Origin of the sequence: Caballeronia sp. Lep1P3 (genome assembly GCF_022879595.1) — a bacterium.
In the GTDB taxonomy this organism is placed as follows: domain Bacteria; phylum Pseudomonadota; class Gammaproteobacteria; order Burkholderiales; family Burkholderiaceae; genus Caballeronia.
Genome location: NZ_CP084265.1, coordinates 89123 through 107126, shown reverse-complemented (window position 1 = coordinate 107126; position 18004 = coordinate 89123). Strand labels below are relative to the sequence as shown.

Annotated in this window: 14 protein-coding genes; 6 read left to right on the top strand and 8 right to left on the bottom strand. The window is 64.5% G+C overall.

Going from position 1 to position 18004, the window contains the following annotated elements; all coding sequences use genetic code 11:
- Nucleotides 1-75: 75 nt before the first annotated feature.
- The 6 genes from LDZ27_RS00455 to mnmC form a co-directional block, all read right to left on the bottom strand.
- Complete coding sequence (locus tag LDZ27_RS00455) at nucleotides 76-1188, bottom strand: NADH:flavin oxidoreductase/NADH oxidase (protein WP_244814841.1); 1113 nt, start codon at nucleotides 1186-1188, stop codon at nucleotides 76-78.
- 68 nt (nucleotides 1189-1256) lie between these two features.
- A complete protein-coding gene (locus tag LDZ27_RS00450) occupies nucleotides 1257-1973 on the bottom strand; it encodes a glutamine amidotransferase (protein WP_244814840.1) in 717 nt (238 codons plus the stop codon).
- 166 nt (nucleotides 1974-2139) lie between these two features.
- A complete protein-coding gene (locus LDZ27_RS00445; protein WP_244814839.1) occupies nucleotides 2140-2784 on the bottom strand; it encodes a MarR family winged helix-turn-helix transcriptional regulator in 645 nt (214 codons plus the stop codon).
- 732 nt (nucleotides 2785-3516) lie between these two features.
- Nucleotides 3517-4632: a YbdK family carboxylate-amine ligase gene (locus tag LDZ27_RS00440; protein ID WP_244814838.1), complete on the bottom strand. Its 1116-nt coding sequence runs from the start codon at nucleotides 4630-4632 to the stop codon at nucleotides 3517-3519.
- Nucleotides 4633-4667: 35 nt separating this feature from the next.
- Nucleotides 4668-5870: a cation:proton antiporter gene (locus tag LDZ27_RS00435; RefSeq protein WP_244814837.1), complete on the bottom strand. Its 1203-nt coding sequence runs from the start codon at nucleotides 5868-5870 to the stop codon at nucleotides 4668-4670.
- 804 nt (nucleotides 5871-6674) lie between these two features.
- Entirely contained in the window at nucleotides 6675-8513 is a 1839-nt protein-coding gene (mnmC, locus tag LDZ27_RS00430) for a bifunctional tRNA (5-methylaminomethyl-2-thiouridine)(34)-methyltransferase MnmD/FAD-dependent 5-carboxymethylaminomethyl-2-thiouridine(34) oxidoreductase MnmC (RefSeq protein ID WP_244814836.1), read from the bottom strand.
- Nucleotides 8514-8943: 430 nt separating this feature from the next.
- Here mnmC and LDZ27_RS00425 point away from each other — a divergent pair, with 430 nt between their 5' ends.
- Nucleotides 8944-9222, top strand: coding sequence for an HU family DNA-binding protein (locus LDZ27_RS00425; RefSeq protein ID WP_008352404.1), 279 nt, complete (start codon nucleotides 8944-8946; stop codon nucleotides 9220-9222).
- Between the two features lie 192 nt (nucleotides 9223-9414).
- Here the strand turns inward: LDZ27_RS00425 and LDZ27_RS00420 are convergent, their stop codons facing one another.
- The gene (locus LDZ27_RS00420) at nucleotides 9415-10599 is read right to left on the bottom strand and encodes a GTP-binding protein (protein ID WP_244814835.1); all 1185 of its coding nucleotides are present in this window, start codon (nucleotides 10597-10599) and stop codon (nucleotides 9415-9417) included.
- A gap of 126 nt (nucleotides 10600-10725) precedes the next feature.
- Nucleotides 10726-11172, bottom strand: a complete 447-nt coding sequence (locus LDZ27_RS00415) for a lytic transglycosylase domain-containing protein (RefSeq protein ID WP_244814834.1) — start codon at nucleotides 11170-11172, stop codon at nucleotides 10726-10728.
- A 601-nt stretch (nucleotides 11173-11773) separates the two neighbouring features.
- Here LDZ27_RS00415 and gspD point away from each other — a divergent pair.
- The 5 genes from gspD (at nucleotide 11774) to gspG (ending at nucleotide 18004) form a co-directional block, all read left to right on the top strand.
- Nucleotides 11774-14245, top strand: coding sequence for a type II secretion system secretin GspD (gene gspD, locus LDZ27_RS00410; protein ID WP_244814833.1), 2472 nt, complete (start codon nucleotides 11774-11776; stop codon nucleotides 14243-14245).
- A 5-nt stretch (nucleotides 14246-14250) separates the two neighbouring features.
- Nucleotides 14251-15762, top strand: coding sequence for a type II secretion system ATPase GspE (gene gspE / locus LDZ27_RS00405; protein ID WP_244816161.1), 1512 nt, complete (start codon nucleotides 14251-14253; stop codon nucleotides 15760-15762).
- A gap of 4 nt (nucleotides 15763-15766) precedes the next feature.
- A complete protein-coding gene (gene gspF / locus LDZ27_RS00400) occupies nucleotides 15767-16984 on the top strand; it encodes a type II secretion system inner membrane protein GspF (RefSeq protein ID WP_244814832.1) in 1218 nt (405 codons plus the stop codon).
- A complete protein-coding gene (locus LDZ27_RS00395) occupies nucleotides 16984-17397 on the top strand; it encodes a general secretion pathway protein GspC (RefSeq protein WP_244814831.1) in 414 nt (137 codons plus the stop codon). Before gspF ends, LDZ27_RS00395 begins: the two co-directional genes overlap by 1 nt.
- A gap of 142 nt (nucleotides 17398-17539) precedes the next feature.
- A complete protein-coding gene (gene gspG / locus LDZ27_RS00390) occupies nucleotides 17540-18004 on the top strand; it encodes a type II secretion system major pseudopilin GspG (RefSeq protein ID WP_370653334.1) in 465 nt (154 codons plus the stop codon).

The window sequence follows — 18004 nt, the reverse complement described above, 5'->3', positions numbered from 1 at the left end:
GCCTCGAAGGCGCCGCGTTCGACGGTGAGGACGGTATCGTACACTCGCGCCCGCTTTCGGCTCAACCGGATTGCATCAACGTTGTCCGAACGAAATGTCGCCGAACAGATGCTTCTGCTCGCGCGGCTGCGAGCGCCAGTATTGCGGCGGCGCGCTCACGGTCGCGCCCAGCTCGGCGGCCGCGTGCCACGGCCAGCGTGGATCGTAGAGCATGGCGCGCGCCATCGCGACGAAGTCGGCCGTGCCGCTCCCGACGATCTCTTCCGCATGCTTCGCGTCCGTGATGAGGCCGACCGCGACGGTGGTCACGCCGGTCGCTTCCTTGACGGCTTTCGCGAACGGCACCTGGTAGCCGGGTTCGAGCGGAATCTTCTGCTGCGGGGAGACGCCGCCCGACGATACGTCGATCCAGTCGACGCCGCGCTTCTTCAACTCCGACGCAAACGCGATCGTGTCCTCGATGTCCCATCCGCCTTCGACCCAGTCCGTCGCGGATACACGCACGCCGACCGGCTTATCGGCGGGAAACGCGGCGCGCACGGCGTCGAAGATTTCGAGCGGATAGCGCATGCGGTTCTCGCGCGAGCCGCCGTATTCGTCGGTGCGGCGATTGGCGAGCGGCGAAAGGAACTGGTGCAGCAAATAGCCGTGGGCCGCGTGGACTTCGAGCGCGTCGATGCCGAGCCGCGCCGCGCGTCTCGCGGACGCCGCGAACGCTTCCTTCACGCGCAAGAGGCCGGCGGTATCGAGCGCGAGCGGCGGCGTTTCGTCGGGCTTGTGCGCGACAGCCGATGGCGCATGTGTCATCCAGCCGCCATCCGCGACGGAGATGAGCTGCCCGCCTTCCCACGGTTTCTGGCTCGATGCCTTGCGGCCGGCATGCGCGAGCTGCATGGTCACCGCGATGTTCGAATACTGGCGAATGGCGGCGAGCACCGGGCGCAGCGCCGCTTCGGTGACGTCGTCCCAGAGGCCGAGATCGCCCGGCGTGATGCGTCCGTCGGGCTCGACAGCCGTCGCCTCGATGAACAGCATGCCCGCGCCGGACAGCGCAAGGCTTCCGAGATGGATCATGTGCCACGCGGTCGCTTCGCCTCGCTCGGCGGAGTACTGGCACATCGGTGAAACGAGAATGCGGTTGGGAATCTGCAGACTGCGCAGGGTTGCCGGAGTGAACAGCGCGCTCATGTCTCAAGCCTGTCGCGAAGAAAGAAGCGAACGAGGATAGCACCTCGATTTTCTTCGTGCAGCGCGCGTCAGCCTCGCCGCGACGCGTCCGGGAAACGGTCGAGCCATTCGTCGAACATGGCGCGAGCGGCTTCTTCGAGCGCGGAACCGTGTCGCGCGGTCGCCTCGCGCAACGCGGCGGCGGTCGTGCCGCTCTTCGCGATGTCGCCGGGATACGTGACGAGCCAGTTCTCGAAGCGGTCGGTCAGTACCTCGGCATGGCATTGCAGCGCGAGCACATGCTCGCCCCACGAAAACGCCTGATGCGCGCATGCGTCGGTGGAGGCCAGCAGGTTCGCGCCTTCGGGCAAGTCGAAGGTATCGCCATGCCAGTGGAATACGGGCACGGTTTCGAGATGATGCAGCGGCGACGCGCGCCCCGCTTCCGTCAACGCGAGCGGCGACCAGCCAAGTTCCAGCCGCTCGGACGAATACACGCGCGCGCCGAGCGAGCGGGCGATCAGTTGAGCGCCGAGACAGATGCCGATGGTGGGAAGTCCCGCCGCGATGCGCTTGTCGAGCATCGACAAAAGCGGCGTGAGATGCGGGTATTGCGCGTCGTCGTAAGCGCCGATGGGTCCGCCGAGCACGACGAGCAACGAGGGATCGAGCGGATTCGGCGCATCGATCCGGCCGCGTCCGACGTCGAGATAACGCACGAAATGACCGCGGTCGCCGAGAACGAGTTCGAGACTGCCCAGATCTTCGAAATTGACGTGGCGAATCGCCAGGGCTTCGTGTTTCATCGGCGGCTTTCCGTGGACGACTGCGCGTGGCTCGGGACGGCAAACGTGTGACGCGCCGCGCCTCGCGGTGAGGCGCGACGGGCACAGTCTAACCGACTCGCCGCCGCGTTACAGCCTGGAATGCCGCCGATCCGTGCGAGTCATCGCAGGTCAGCGCAGGTGCCGCTCAGCCGATCTGCGCGAAGATCTTCCAGCTTTTCTTCTGCTCGTTGAGATCGCCTTCTTCGTATACCGAACAGTCGAGACGCAGGTCGGTATCCGCCATGTCGATCTGCAGCAGCGCGCAGTGATGCGGCACCTTCTTCGGGTTCTTGCTGACCTCGAAGTGCGTGCACGAAAGGCACATGCGATGCGCCGGAATCTGCTGCTGCGCTTCGAGCTGGCGAATGGTCTTGAGCAGCGTGCGATAGAACGTCGCCTGCTCGTCTTCGCGCAGCGTGCCGACCGCCTTCGAGAGAAAGTCCGGCCATTGCAGCGCTTTTTTCGCCGCCGTGCGGCCGCGTGCGGTCAGGCGCACAGCCAGCGCGCGGCCATCGTCGATAGCGCGGCGCTTCTCGACGAGGCCCTTGCCTTCGAGCGTGCTGACGGCATCGCTCGTGGTCGCCGCGGTCAACGCCGTTTCACGCGCGATCTCGCCGAGGCGCATCGGCCCCTTGCGCTGCATCAGCAGCACGAGAATTTCACCCTGGGTCGGCGTGAGCCCCGCGCCCTCCGCCCATTCCCATGCCTGGCTGCGCATCGCCGTGCTCAGCCGCAGCAGGCCGTGGGTCACCCGCCCCGTCGCCTGCTCTCCGTAAACGCCTTCACTCATGATCTTTCGCTTGTTTTCCGCTTTATGGGTTTCGACGGCCCGTTCGCCAGAAGCGCGAACACCTCGTCCCGAAAGCCGCCCCGATTCACGTGGTCCGTTGTTGGGGATGTCTCCCGGAGCGTGGTCCCCGCCGTCTCAAAATTCAGGCGTACCAAGCCAATTCGCTTTGCCTGAATGGGGACATTGCAACCCTCTTCATCCTGCGCCTTGTTATCTGCTGCTGTGGCGCTCGTTTTTCGCCGACTACAAACGCTTCCGTCTGCAAAGTCGCCATTCTAAGCGACTGAGACGAAACGTACACCTTAATTATCCACGCAAAACTGTGGATAACCCGTGGAAAAGCGCCGTATTTCGTTGTCTTCGCATTCGCGATGCCTGCCAGGGCTTCACGCTGCCTGGAACACTGTGCTTTTGAGCGCTTGCTGCTTGCCGAAGGTGCACTGATTACCAAAAATTTCTGCGTTCTCCACAGCAACCCTTGAACGAAGCGAGCGCCACTACGTTGGTATACGGACGTCAATCGGAAACCTTGAGATACGCTGCATTCGTTTCCCGTCAAACGTTCGCCCGCGTGTTTTATTCCGCGCTGCATGCACGCATTTCATACAGACCCAAAGAGAAAGCCGCCTCGAATTGCTTCGAAGCGGCTTCGGTCGTCGAACACTGCGGTGATCTTAAGAAGTCGTTTTAGAGTGAGACCTCAGTGAGACTTCAACGCGGCTTAAGCATTCGTTAAGCACGCCACTGTAAGCACTGCTGCCGCACGGCTTCATGCAGCGATCTTTCCTTGTCGAATACGCCGCGCAGCCACGTTGCATCGTTGATGCCGCCGCGCGCGATGTCGGCGATCTGCGCGAGCGCCGCTTGCGAGCCGAGCGCTTCCGCGTGGGGCGCGAGGACATCGAGCGTCGCGAGAATGTCTTCGGCAATCGTGCGGCGCTCGCCCGTCTGCGGATGAATGCATGTGCCTTCCATCCCGAAGCGGCACGCCTCGAAGCGGTTGAACGTGTAGACGAGGTAGTCGTCTTCCTGCGGCGTGAGCGGTTTGTCGAGCACCAGATAACGCGAGAGCGTCTGGATGTAGCACGCAATGGCCGCCGCGCGATCGACGGAAAGCGGCGTATCCATCACGCGGACTTCGATGGTGCCGAAGCCGGGCTTCGGACGGATGTCCCAGTAGAAGTCCTTCATGCTGTTGACCACGCCCGTATGGACCATCTTCGAGAAGTACTCCTCGAAGCTGTCCCACGTCAGCACGAACGGCGCGCGCCCCGACAGCGGAAACGCGAATACCGAATTCAGACGCGCCGAATGGAAGCCCGTATCGACGCCCTGAATGTACGGCGACGAAGCCGACAGTGCGATGAAATGCGGGATGTAGCGCGACATCGAGTGCAGCAGAAAGAGCGCGCTGTTCGGATCGGGACAGCCGATATGCACGTGCTGCCCGAACACGGTGAACTGTTTGGCGAGATAGCCGTACAGCTCGGAGATGTACTGAAAGCGCGGCGCGTCGTAGATCTGCCGGTCGCTCCACTGCTGGAACGCATGCGTGCCGCCGCCCGCGAGCCCGACGTTCAGTTGATCCGCCGCGGCGACGAGCGTATCGCGAATCTTGCGCAGATCGGTGAGCGCCTGGTCGTGCGTCGTGCAGATGCCCGTCGACAGTTCGATCATGCTCTCGGTGATTTCCGGCGTGATGTTGCCGGGAATCTTCTCGTCCTTGATGAGACGCATGAGGTCCGACGCGGCCTTGGTCAGATCGTAGTCGTGCGTATTGACGACCTGGATCTCCAGTTCCACGCCGAAGGTGAACGGTTCGGAGTTGATGAAAGGTTCTAGTGCCATGACGCCTCTTGATGGTCAATACGGGAGCGGCGCGCTCATTCGCGCCGTTCGCCCACCGCCGACAAACTACGGTACACCAGGAACGGCGTCACGATCTGCAGCAGCACGATCGAGCACATGATGATCGCGCGCAGGGTCGGGTCGTAGTCGGGATAAAGCACGTACATATCGTCGACGAGGAGATACGCGAGCGCGGACATCGGCGTGAGCGCGACGCCGAGCGCCGCGCCCTGCTTCCATTCGAGCCCGCTCGGTTTCGCGAAGATCAGCACGCCGACGAGTTTGCCGACGAAGCGCGCGACGATCAGCCCGAGCGCCGCGAGCCCGCCGAGCGCGATGTCGCGCCACTCGAACGACGTCAGCGTGAGCGCGAAGAGAATCACCGTGAGAAGCCAGCCGGCCGAGCCGAAATGCGAGGGCCAGAGCTGCGGCCGCTCGTCGGCGTTCTTCACGATGATGCCCGCCGCGAGCAGCGCGAGAATCGTCGAGAGCTTGAAGATGTGCGCAATCGCGATGGCGAGCAGAACCAGCCCGAAAAGCGCCACGAAGGAATGCTCATCGTTCGCATTCAGGCGACGATAAAGAAGACTGCATGCGCGCGCGAGCAAGAACGCCAGCACGAGCGAGCCGATCAGCAGATAGAGCGGCTGAAGGATCGTCGCGAACGCGTTGCCGTAGATTTCCTGATGCAGCACGCCCGCCGCCAGCTTTTCGACGATCACCGCGTACATGCTGTTGAGCGCCGTGAGCGTAAGCAGACGCTGCGTGACCTGGCCTTCCGCGCGCAGTTCGGTTTTCAGCTGAATGACCATCGCGGGCGAGGTCGCCATCGCGATGGCCGCGATCACGACGGAAGGCATCGTCGGTACGTGCAGCAGCATCAACGCAATGAGGACGAGACCGAAGGTGAGCGTCGCTTCCGCGATGCTGGAAAGTATCAGATACGGATTTCGGCGGATCCAGCGCAGATCGAGCCGGCCGCCCAGTTCGAAAAGCAGCAACCCGAGCGCGACATCGAGCAGCGGACGCGACAGGCCGGCCGCGCTCGAATCGATCACGCCGAGCCCCGCATTGCCCGCGATCAGCCCGATCACGGCATAGCCGGTAATGCGCGGCAGCCGCCATGCGCGCCACAGCAGTTCTCCGGCGAGACCGGCCGTGACGAGCGCGAGACCCGCCCACAGGATGGCGTCGGTTTGCAGTGGCCAGGCGGGCAGAAATGAAAATGCCGAGTTCATCTTATGGGCTTCTCCTTCGTTGCTGCAGCAGAGGGGCACGTCCGGTTGCGTGACCGGCGCAGCGCTCGCGCTCGAGGCGGCGCGCATGCGCCCGGCCCGTTGCCGTCACGAGCGCAGGTTCATCAGGGCAAAGCGAAATCGAACGAACACGGCGTCACGGAACCGGCCGTGCACGAATTGGACGACGCGCCCGGATCCGTTCGGTCGCGCCTGCTTGTCCTATTCCTGTTGCGATTGCCAATGCGATCGGTGCTGGGAAGCGGTGCAACGCGGCGCTCACCTGAAGGCTGGCCGGAAACAGTGAACGACGTTGCGACGTGATGATCGGACTGTCGCCTTGCAAGCGCCGTTCCATTGATGCGCGCGCGGTGCGAACGGCGCGACGCAGGAAGAAGCGCGATTGTGCCATACCTCCACGCCCGGACAGACGACCGCAAGCTCATGATTCGTATGAAGTATAAGCGACCGAAGGTTTGCAACGCACCGGAAAGGACAATCGGCGCGAAGCTCGGACTCGCCCTCCCGATGGCGTCGTCTTCAGGGGTTTACAGGTTTACCGTATATATACGTAGTAGTAGTTAACAAGCTGCCGCCCCATCTGTGGATAACAGGTGTTTTTCCTTTGACTTCAAGTATTTGTAAACCCGAGAAGCCCGCGGTAAACATGTTCGCGCCGCGCCGTTAACCCGGAACAACTTTTGGCCGTCCGAGCCACACGCGCCAGTTGTCCCGTTTACGTGCACAACGAATGCACACCTCTTCCTGACCGAATCCGCCGCCTTATCCACAGATTTCCGAGAATAACTACGCCGCGCCGATTTCTCCGTGACGTAGCGCTCGCAAGAAGAAACGCGCCGGATCGATGGCTTCGGCCAGTTCGCGCTCGATCGGCCACGGCTCGCCTTCGATCTGCGACGCAATCAGCTCCGCCGCGAGCGTCGCCCAGACGAGTCCGCGCGAACCGAACGCGAATGCGCCATACAAGCCCGGCATACGCGGCAAATCGAGCGGCCACGCGCCGGACAGCCGATGCGCGTCGCGCCGCGCGGCGGCTTCGTCCGCCAATTGGCCGATCATCGGCATGCGATCGCTCGTCACGCAGCGAAACGCCACGCGCCCCGCAGAAGCGAGCGCGCGCCCGAGTCCCGGCAGCATCCGGCCGACGCGCTCCACGTTCTCCGCATGACCGGACTCGCGAACGGACGCGTCCGCATCGTCGATGTCGTACGTGGCGCCGACGAGCGTGCGCCGCGCGCCGAGCGGCACCGCGTAACCTTCGCCGATGACGGGCACGCGCAGCGCGTCGAGCGCGCTCGCGTCCACGATCGAGAGCTGGCCGCGCACGCCGCGCGTCGGTTCGCCGTGGAGATCGGCGAGACGCGCCGCATCGTGCGCATTGGCGAGCACGACGACGGGCGCGCGCGCAATGGTTTCGCCGCCGGCATCGATCGCGTGCCAGTCCCGGCCATCGAACGCGATGCGCGCGACATCGGCATTCATGCGCGCGATGAGCGCCTCGCCCGCCAACGCCAGTTGCGCCGCGCACACGGCGGCGGGCGAAATGGCGCCGCCGCGAGGAAAGAACCAGCCGCCGCGCGCCACGTCGACGCCCGCGACATCCGACGCTTCGGCGCGCGTCATCGCCGTCACGTAGTCGCGCGGATACGAGAAGCGCGCGATGGCGGCGGCGAGCGCGTCGGCGTCTTCGGGCGTGTCCGCGATCTGCAGCAGTCCCGCGCGGCTGCGATGCAGATCGTGTCCGGCGATTTCGAGCGCGTGCCATCGGCGCAGCGCGTCGAGGAAGCCCGCGCGCGTGAGGCGGGCGGCGACGCTGTCGTCGCGCCAGACGATCGGATGAAACACGCCCGCCGGATTGCCCGATGCATCGCGCGCGTGCGACGCGTGGCGCTCGATGAGCGTGACGCGCCAGCCGCGCGACGCGAGCCGCGAAGTCACCGCGCAGCCCGCAAGTCCCGCGCCGATCACGATGGCTTCGCGCGTCGCCGCGACGCACGCCGCGGGCGGTTCGTGGCGGCGCACGCGCCAGCGCGGAGCGAATCGGCCCGCGATGCCGTCGCGCGTGGCATTGCATTCGAATCCCGATGACGCGAGCGCGCGCAGCCAATCGGCGCATGTCGATTCTTTTGCGATTGCGGTGACGTCGAGCGTCGCGCCATCGCCGGCGAAGCGCGCGAGCGTCTTGCAGAGCTTGCGGAAATCGTGACAGGCGGAGGCATCGACGTGGAACGCATCGGCGCGCAGCCACAGCTTCGCGAGCATGTCGCCGGGTTCGCCGATGGCAAGCGTCAGCACCACGCGCCCCGCTTCGAATTCGAGACGATGCACGCCCGGGACCGGCATCGGCCACGCGCGGGCGAGTTCCTGCGCGATCGGGTCGTCCTCGTCGGCGTGCTGCGGTGCGGCGAGCGCATCCGGCGGCGCGACCGCGACGAGATGCAGACGCTCGCAGCGCGCGGCGTCGTTACGCCAGGCGCGCCAGGCCGCAAGCACGCTGCCGTGGCTGTCGAAGCGGGCGTGCGTATCGACGAAGGTGAAGACGCGCCGATCTTTCCAGCGCGCGGGCAGATCGTGAGGCGCCAGAAGCGAGGAAAGCGGCTCGCGGGAAAGCGATGATTCGGTCATGCGTCGGATGTGGATGATGATGCGGATTCGCACTGTAACGCCGCCAAACCCAATCCAGACAAGGCTCGGAACGATCGACAGCGTTGGCAAAAACCAACGGAAGCCCATTGTTTGCGACCGGCTCGCGCGGCATGAGACGGATTTGTCCGTCTGGCGTCGTGGCGCCCCTCGCAACCCCCGGTTACATAAGGGTAAATCTTTGAAACCCTTGTCCTGTATGGGTTTGCGCTGCGCTATCATACGAAGCGCCTCGATTTGAGGCGGCCCGAGGGCTTCCATGCGAGGCAACGCCGACGGCGTGGCGCGAAAGCGCGCCAAATCGCCGGGCGGCCCTGCCAGAAGGCCGCCGCTACTCGACTGGACGGCTTGCGCACGTATAATCGGCGCGTTCGCGCTGTTCGTGTCAACCTAAACCGATAAAGGAACCTTAATGAACAAACAGGAATTGATCGACGCCGTAGCCGCTCAGACTGGCGCCAGCAAAGCTCAAACCGGCGAAACGCTGGACACGTTGCTCGAAGTCATCAAGAAGGCTGTCTCGAAAGGTGACGCAGTGCAGTTGATCGGTTTCGGCAGCTTCGGTTCGGGCAAGCGCGCAGCGCGCACCGGCCGCAATCCCAAGACCGGCGAATCCATCAAGATTCCGGCCGCCAAGACCGTCAAGTTCACGGCTGGCAAGGCATTCAAGGACGCAGTGAACAAGCGCTAAGTCGTCGCGATTCGTGGCGCGCGCGGGCAGAAGCCGTCGGCTGTCATGCTTGCTGACTGATTGCCGGCCATTTACCGCGTGCTTGCCGCCTGTTCCTCAGGTTCTTCCGCATGGGCGGAGATAAGCCGGAGACCAAGACGCAGATAAACCCGCCATCGGCGGGTTTTTTTTCGGCTGCGGGTCGGACGGTTTTCAATGCGAATGCGTTTCGCAGCCGCAATCGGGTCCGTGGTCGTGATCTTGGTCGTGGTCGTGGTCCTCGACGTCCCAGGCGGGAAACGGATCGTCGAATCGATGCGAGTTCTCCGCGCCGAGCGACCATTCTTCGTCGGTAAGAAGGCAGGCATCGAACTTGACGCGCCACGCGTCCGTGTCCAGACGCGTGCCGATGAGCACCAATTCCTGCCGCCGATCGCCGACGCTGTTGTCGTCGGCATCGCCGAACCATTCCGCGACGATTTCCGCTTCCAGTTCGGGATCGTCGGTCGGCCATTCGCTGCGGTCTTGCGCCGCCCACCACACGCCCGCCGGACCATGCCGCAGCGTGCCGCCCGCCTGCGAGAGCGAGCCGCCGACGACGCTGCGCGTCGCCAGCCAAAAAAAGCCCTTGGCACGCAACACGCCCGGCCATTCCTGATGCAACACGTTCCACAACCGCTGCGGATGAAACGGGCGCCGCGCCCGATAGACGAAGTGGCCGACGCCCGACGCATCGTCGGCGCGCGCGGTTGCCTCTTCGTCGTTGAGAATCGCGAGCCAGCCGGCAGCGCTTGCAGTCGCGTCGAGATCGAAGCGGCCGGTGTTCAGCACTTCGGCGGGCGGCACCACGCCGAACCGCGCTCGCAACTGCACGGCGCGCGGATTGAGTGCGCGAAGAATGTCCGCGAGCCGGTCCACGTCGCTCTCGCCGACGAGATCGGTCTTGTTGATGACGATGACATCGCAAAATTCGATCTGCTCGATCAGCGTTTCAACGACCGTCCTGTCTTCGTCGCCCGTTTCGTCATCGACGACGATGCCGCGATCCGCGAGCGAATCCGCCGACGCGTAGTCGCTCATGAAGCGCGCCGCATCCACGACGGTCACGAACGTATCGAGATGCGCGGTGCTTTCTTCGTCGTCGAGCGCGAGATGCTCGGCGATGTCCATCGGATTCGCCGTAGCCGCCGCTTCGATCACGATTGCGTCGAAGCGCGTCTCCCGCGCCAGTTCCGCGACGTGCTGTTCGAGCGCCTGCAACGCATCGTGGTCCGCGCCGCACCGGATCACGCCGATGCGCGCGCCATGAGCATCGGCACGCAGCGCGTCGGCAAGCGTGGATTTACCGGCGCCGGTGAAACCCGAAAGCACGGTGACTGGCAGTGACGATTGGTTCATTGCGAGCGGTCAGTGGAAGTGGCGCGGGCACCGCGATACCGGGCGGTGCGCTGGCTCGAAGCAACGATTCTGCATGAAATGCCGCACGCGCGCCGCGCGGGTCGCGCTGCATTCGAAAGCGGGGATTTACTTCGTCGCTTGCACCAGCTTCCAGCGCCGCAGGATGTCGATGATCTGCGCCGAGTACTTGTCGCGCAGCGCAGGCGTTTCGGAATGGTAAGCACCGACGGCCTGCCACGAATTGCCATATTTGTTCATTTTCTGCCGCAGATGCCATGCGGCGACGTACACGCTCTTGCACGGCTCCATCAGCGTGCCGCTCGAAATGCCGTACTGCGACAGCGTGTTCAGATGGATGGAATTGATCTGCATCAGCCCGTAATCGGTCGAGCCGTTGGCGTTCTTGTTGATGGCGTCGGGCTTGTTATGCGATTCCTGCCAGGCGATGGCGCGCAAAATGAGCGGATTGACCTTTTGATACTTCGCTGCTTCGTCGAAGCAGTCGGCGTGTGCGGACGCGGCGGCGAGCATCGTGCCGCAACTCATCGCAAGTATTCGCAGGAATCTCTTCATCTTTGTTTCTACTCCATCCGCGCGCGCGGAACGTCATGCCGGGCGGCGCGGCGAATGGCGCCCGCGCCAGAAAAATCAAGGGTCTCGCTGCTGCCGGCATCGGGAAAACCCACCCATCGCGCGGGCGCCGCGCAAGCGGAACCGCCCGTATCATACCGGCTGACGTTTCGGGCCATAAGTTGGCTATCCGACATACGTCGAGGAGAGAGCGCGAATTGGACCAACGGAAAACCTCCGCGAACTATCGGAGGATTCTTAAACGTATGAATAATAAAGTATTCTAGTCAAGGTACAATTCGGCTCCCGCGTGCATCGGCTCGTCCGTTGGAGGCCGCCACAAGCGGTTTATCGGCAGGTTTTCTGAAAGCTTGAGGGCGTGGGAATCATTTTGGCAGGCAGCCGCTTTTGGCAATCTGTGTCGGACGACTTTGTACGAATTCGTTACACGAAGCTGCTATCGTCACATTTTTATAAATAATCGTAGCCAGGCGCACGCGCGCCTGTACTTCGGTTGGCAGCGCCCTCGGATTGACGAACGGTGCTGCCTTAGCCGGTTTTTCGTAGTCCCGGCTCAGACATCACATCCATGAAAAGACAACCTATGGCACTGCGTCGTACCGCGACGGCACTGCTGGCGGCGGGACTCATCGTCGCGCAAGCCGCGCACGCGCAAGTGACGTTGAACTTCGTCAACGCCGATATCGACCAGGTCGCGAAGGCGATCGGTGCGGCCACCGGCAAAACCATCATCGTCGATCCCCGCGTGAAGGGGCAGCTCAACCTCGTCTCCGAGAATCCGGTTCCCGAGGAACAGGCGCTCAAGACGCTGCAGGCGTCGCTGCGCATGCAGGGCTTCTCGCTCGTGCAGGATCACGGCGTCCTGAAAGTCGTGCCCGAGGCCGACGCCAAGCTGCAAGGCGTGCCGACGTATGTCGGCAACGCGCCGGCGGCGCGCGGCGATCAGGTCATCACGCAGGTGTTCGCGCTGCGCAACGAGTCGGCGAACAACATCCTGCCGGTGCTGCGCCCGCTCATCTCGCCGAACAACACGATCGCCGCCTATCCCGCGAACAACACGCTCGTCGTGACCGATTACGCCGACAACGTGCGGCGCATCGCGGGCATCATCGCGGGCATCGACACGGCGGCGGGCCGCGAAGTCGATATCCTGCAGCTCAAGAACGCGAACGCGAACGACGTCGCCGACCAGATGAACAAGCTGCTCGATCCCGGCAGCATCGGCAGCACGGACGCGACGCTGAAAGTCACGGTGACGCCCGACGCGCGCACCAACTCGCTGATGTTCCGCGCCTCCAGCGCCACGCGCCTCGCCGCTGCGAAGGCGCTGGCGAAAAAGCTCGATGCGCCGACGTCCGAGCCGGGCAACATGCACGTCGTGCCGCTGCGCAACGCCGACGCGACGCGTCTTGCCAAGACGCTGCGCGCGATGCTCGGCAAAGGCGGCGGCGGCTCGGACAATTCGTCCAGCAGCTCGAATTCGAATTCGTCGAACTCGTTCGGGCAGAACGGCGGCGGGCTCGGGAATTCGTCGATGTCCACGGGTCAGTCCGGCGTGCCGCCCTTGCCCGGCGGCCTCGGCAGCAGCAGTTCGGGCAGCGGCAATAATCCGATGTCCGGCTCGGGCGGCAACCGCGACACCGGCTTCTCGTCGAACAAGGACAACGACACCGGCAACGACACGAGCGGCGGCGGGATGATTCAGGCGGATTCGGCGACGAACTCGCTCATCATCACCGCGGCGGACCCGGTCTACCGCAACCTGCGCTCGGTCATCGACCAGCTCGACGCGCGCCGCGCGCAGGTTTATATCGAAGCGCTGATCGTCGAACTTTCGGCGACGACGGGCGCAAATCTCGGCATCCAGTGGCAAGGTTTGCTGCTCTCGAACGGCGGCAACAACGCGGTGTACGGCAGCTCGAGCTTCGGTTCGGGCAACACGAACATCTTCGACCTGACCTTGCAAGGCAACGCGATCGCGCAGAATCCGTCGTCCGTGACGTCCACGAGCGGCCTGCTCGCCAACGGCCTGAACATCGGCCTGCTGCACCGCTTCGGCAATCTGTTCGGCCTTGGCGGTCTGTTGCAGGCGCTGTCGACATCGGCCGATGCGAACATTCTGTCCACGCCTAACCTCATCACGCTCGACAACGAGGAAGCGAAGATCGTCGTCGGCCAGAACGTGCCGGTGGTAACGGGCTCCTACGCCACGCCGACCGCGAACGCCGCCACGTCCGTGACCGCGTTCAACACGTTCGACCGGCGCGACGTCGGCGTGACGCTGCACGTGAAGCCGCAGATCACCGACGGCGGCGTGCTCAAGATGCAGATTTATCAGGAAGATTCGAGCGTCGATGCGACGACCAAGGCCGATCCGGGCGGCGTGACCATCAATACGCGCTCGGTGCAGTCGACCATTCTGGCCGACGACGGCGAAATCGTCGTGCTCGGCGGCCTGATGCAGGATCAGTACAACAACAACAACAGCAAGATTCCGCTGCTCGGCGACATTCCGTTCATCGGCAGCCTGTTCCGCAGCGAGAGCAAGACGCGCACGAAAACGAACTTGATGGTGTTCCTGCGTCCGGTGATCGTGCGCGATCAGGCGACCGCCACGCAGATCGCCAATACGCGCTACGACTATCTGCGTCAGCAGCAATACGGCTCGACGACGGACAACCGCCTCATCAAGGATCAGAACGTGCCGGTGATGCCGCCGAAGCCGCTCGGTCCGAGCGAAGGCGGCGGCCCGCCGGCCCAGAATCTGCTCGACTGGAACAATCTGACGCGCGGCGTGCCGAGCACGACGCTGCCGCAGGACCCGAACGCGGGCCCCGCGCCGCAGCCGTATCAGCAGGCGCCGCAAAGCGTCAGTCCGCCGCCCGCGAACGGCGCGACCAACGCGATGCCTGGCAATGCCGCGACCAACGCGATGCCCAGCAACGCCGCGACGAACGCGTATCCGGGCAACGCCGCGACGAGAAATTACGCGGTGCCGAACAATGCGCCTAGCGCCGCGCCGCTCGACGCCAGTCCGACAGGAGCACGACCGTGAGCACGGTGAACGCCGCAGCCGGAAGCACGAAGGCCACCGCGTATGACGCCGAGAGCGGCGCGGCCACGGCCGCATCGCCGCTCGCCGCGCGGCTCGTGCCTTACGGCTTCGCGCGCACCGGGCAGATTCTGCTCGCGCATCAGCATGCGGACGGCATCGAAGTGTGGATCAGCGAGCGCACAAGCGACGCCGCGCTCGCGGAAGTCGCGCGCAATTTCGGCGCGCTGTCGATCGTGCGCAAGGCCGCCGACGAACTCGCCGCCGCCATCAATTCCGCCTACGCGCGTAACGACGGCAGCGCCGCGCAGGTAGTCGGCGAAGTGGAAGGCGAAGTCGATCTGTCGCGGCTCATGCAGGACATCCCCGAAGTGGAAGACCTGCTGGAATCGGAAGACGACGCGCCGATCATCCGCATGATCAACGCGCTCTTGACGCAGGCGGCGCGCGAGCAGGCGTCGGATATTCACATCGAGCCGTTCGAGAACGCGTCCGTCGTGCGGTTTCGCGTCGATGGCACGCTGCGAGATGTCGTGCGCCCGAAAAAGGCGCTGCACGGCGCGCTGATCTCGCGTATCAAGATCATGGCGCAGCTCGATATCGCCGAAAAACGTTTGCCGCAGGACGGTCGCATCACGTTGCGCGTCGGCGGGCGTCCCGTCGATGTGCGCGTTTCGACGCTGCCGACCGGTCACGGCGAGCGCGCGGTGCTGCGTCTTCTGGAAAAGGACGCGCAGCGCCTCAACCTCGAAACGCTCGGCATGGCGCGCGACACGCTCGTCCAGTTCGACAAGCTGATCGGCCGGCCGCACGGCATCGTGCTCGTGACCGGCCCGACCGGCTCCGGCAAGACGACCACGCTCTACGCGTCGATGTCGCGCCTCGAAACGACGACCACCAACATCATGACGGTGGAAGACCCGATCGAATACGACCTGTCCGGCATCGGGCAGACGCAGGTGAACGAGCGCATCGGCATGACGTTCGCGCGCGCGCTGCGCTCGATTCTTCGTCAGGACCCGGACATCATCATGATCGGTGAAATCCGCGACCTCGAAACCGCGCAGATCGCGGTGCAGGCGTCGCTCACCGGCCACCTCGTGCTCGCGACGCTGCACACGAACGACGCGGCCTCCGCCGTCACGCGTCTCACGGACATGGGCGTGGAGCCGTATCTGCTGGCGTCGTCGCTGCTCGGCGTGCTCGCGCAGCGACTCGTGCGCCAGTTGTGCCCGGTATGCAAGGAAGAGCGCGAGGAAAAAAACGGCGCGAAGCACTGGCATCCGGTCGGCTGCGACCGATGCGGCCAGTCGGGTTACGTGGGGCGCCGCGGCGTGTACGAATTGCTTCTGATCGACGACGCCATCCGTCCGCTGATCCATCGCAACGCCGCCGACGCCGAGATTCTCGCGGCGGGCCGCGCGCACGGCATGCGCACGCTGCGCGAGGACGGCAACCGCTGGCTGAACGCGGGCGTGACATCGCTCGAAGAAGTGCTGCGCGTGACAGGCGGAGACTAAGCGTATGCCGGCTTTTCGCTTCGAAGCCATCGATCAGGCGGGCAAGACGCAGACCGGCGTGCTCGACGCCGACAGCGCCCGCGCCGCGCGCAGCCACTTGCGCACGCAAGGGCTGACGCCGCTCGTCGTCGAGGCGGCGGGCACGCGCACGCGCGGCGAACGGCAGCAGCGGCTCTCGCTCGGGCGTCGCTTGTCGCAGCGCGAACAGGCCATTCTCACGCGCCAGCTTGCGAGTCTGCTGATCGCGGGCCTGCCGCTCGGCGAAACGCTCGCGGTGCTGACGGAGCAATCCGAGCGCGATTACATCCGCGAACTGATGGCCGCGATCCGCGCGGAAGTGCTCGGCGGGCATTCGTTCGCCAATGCGCTCGCGCAGCATCCGAAGGACTTTCCGGAGATTTATCGCGCGCTCGTCGCGGCGGGCGAGCACACCGGCAAGCTCGGGCTGGTGCTGTCGCGTCTCGCGGATTACATCGAGCAGCGCAATGCGCTGAAGCAGAAGATCATTCTCGCGTTCACGTATCCGGGCATCGTGACGATCATCGCGTTCGGCATCGTCACGTTTCTGCTGAGCTATGTCGTGCCGCAAGTGGTGAACGTGTTTGCGAGCACAAAACAGGCGCTGCCCTTCCTCACCGTGATGATGATGGCGCTCTCCGCCTTCGTGCGCAGTTACTGGTGGGCGGTGCTGCTCGGCGTCACGGTGATCGCGTGGATCGTGCGGCGCATTCTGTCGCGGCCCGGACCGCGCATGGCGTTCGACCGCTGGCTTCTGACGGCGCCGCTCATCGGCAAGCTGGTGCGCGGCTATAACACCGTGCGCTTCGCCAGCACGCTCGCGATTCTGACCGCCGCCGGCGTGCCGATCCTGCGCGCGCTGCAGGCGGCGGGCGAAACGCTCTCGAACACCGCGATGCGCCACAACGTCGACGACGCCATCGTGCGCGTGCGCGAAGGCTCGGCGCTCTCGCGCGCGCTCGGCAACACGAAGACGTTCCCCCCCGTGCTGGTTCACCTGATCCGCTCGGGCGAAGCGACAGGCGACGTCACGACGATGCTCGACCGCGCCTCCGAAGGCGAAGCGCGCGAACTCGAGCGCCGCACGATGTTCCTGACGAGCCTGCTCGAGCCGCTGCTGATTCTCGCGATGGGCGGCATCGTGCTCGTGATCGTGCTCGCGGTGATGCTGCCGATCATCGAACTGAATAACCTGGTGCAGTAATGAACGTCCTGCAAACCCGCCTGCTCACGCTTGCCGCCCTCGCGCTCTTCTGCGTGACGGTGACGTACTGGGCCGTCACGCTGACATCGCGCCAGACGGCGCCCTCGCCCGCCGCCGCCGCGACGCGCACGCCGTCGGTCGAACAGGCCGCGACGATCTTCGGCGGGCAGCTCGATCGCCAGGCGAACTCGGACGTCCATCTGTTCGGCATTCTCGCGCTGCAGGGCGGCGCGGCGGCCATCGTCAGCTACGGCGGCGAGCCGGCGCGCGCGGTGTCGCTCGGCAGCCCGCTCACGCAGGGCGTGAAGCTCTCGGAGGTGCGTGCGCGGTCGATCGTCATCGAGCGCAACGGCGTGAAGTCGGAAGTCTTCCTGCCGCCGGTGCCGCCGGGACCGACCATTTACGTCCGTTGAACCGCGCGGCCGCGCGTTGACTGCGGTCACGACGCGATGAAAGCGGGTCGATAGAATGCCCGGCGGCCCGGGTGTTCTGAAAGCCGCATGTTCTTCAATCAATAGCGGGCTCAAGCCCAAATCAACACTGAGGTAAGTAGTCATGCAAATGTGGACGCAACGCCGCATGGAAATCACCAAGGCCCACGCGCGCCGTCAACGGGGCTTCACGCTCATCGAAATCATGGTCGTGATCGCGATTCTCGGCATTCTCGCCGCGCTGATCGTGCCGAAGATCATGAGCCGTCCGGACGAGGCGCGCCGCGTGGCCGCCAAGCAGGACATCGGCACCATCATGCAGGCGATGAAACTCTATCGGCTCGACAACGGCCGCTATCCGACGCAGGAGCAAGGTCTGCGCGCGCTCATCGAAAAGCCGACGACGGAACCGGTGCCGAACAACTGGAAGGACGGCGGCTATCTGGAGCGCCTGCCGGCCGATCCGTGGGGCGGGCAGTATCAATATCTGAATCCGGGCGTGCACGGCGAAGTCGACGTGTTCAGCTACGGCGCGGACAACAAGGCGGGCGGCGACGGCAACGATGCCGACGTCGGCTCGTGGCAATAA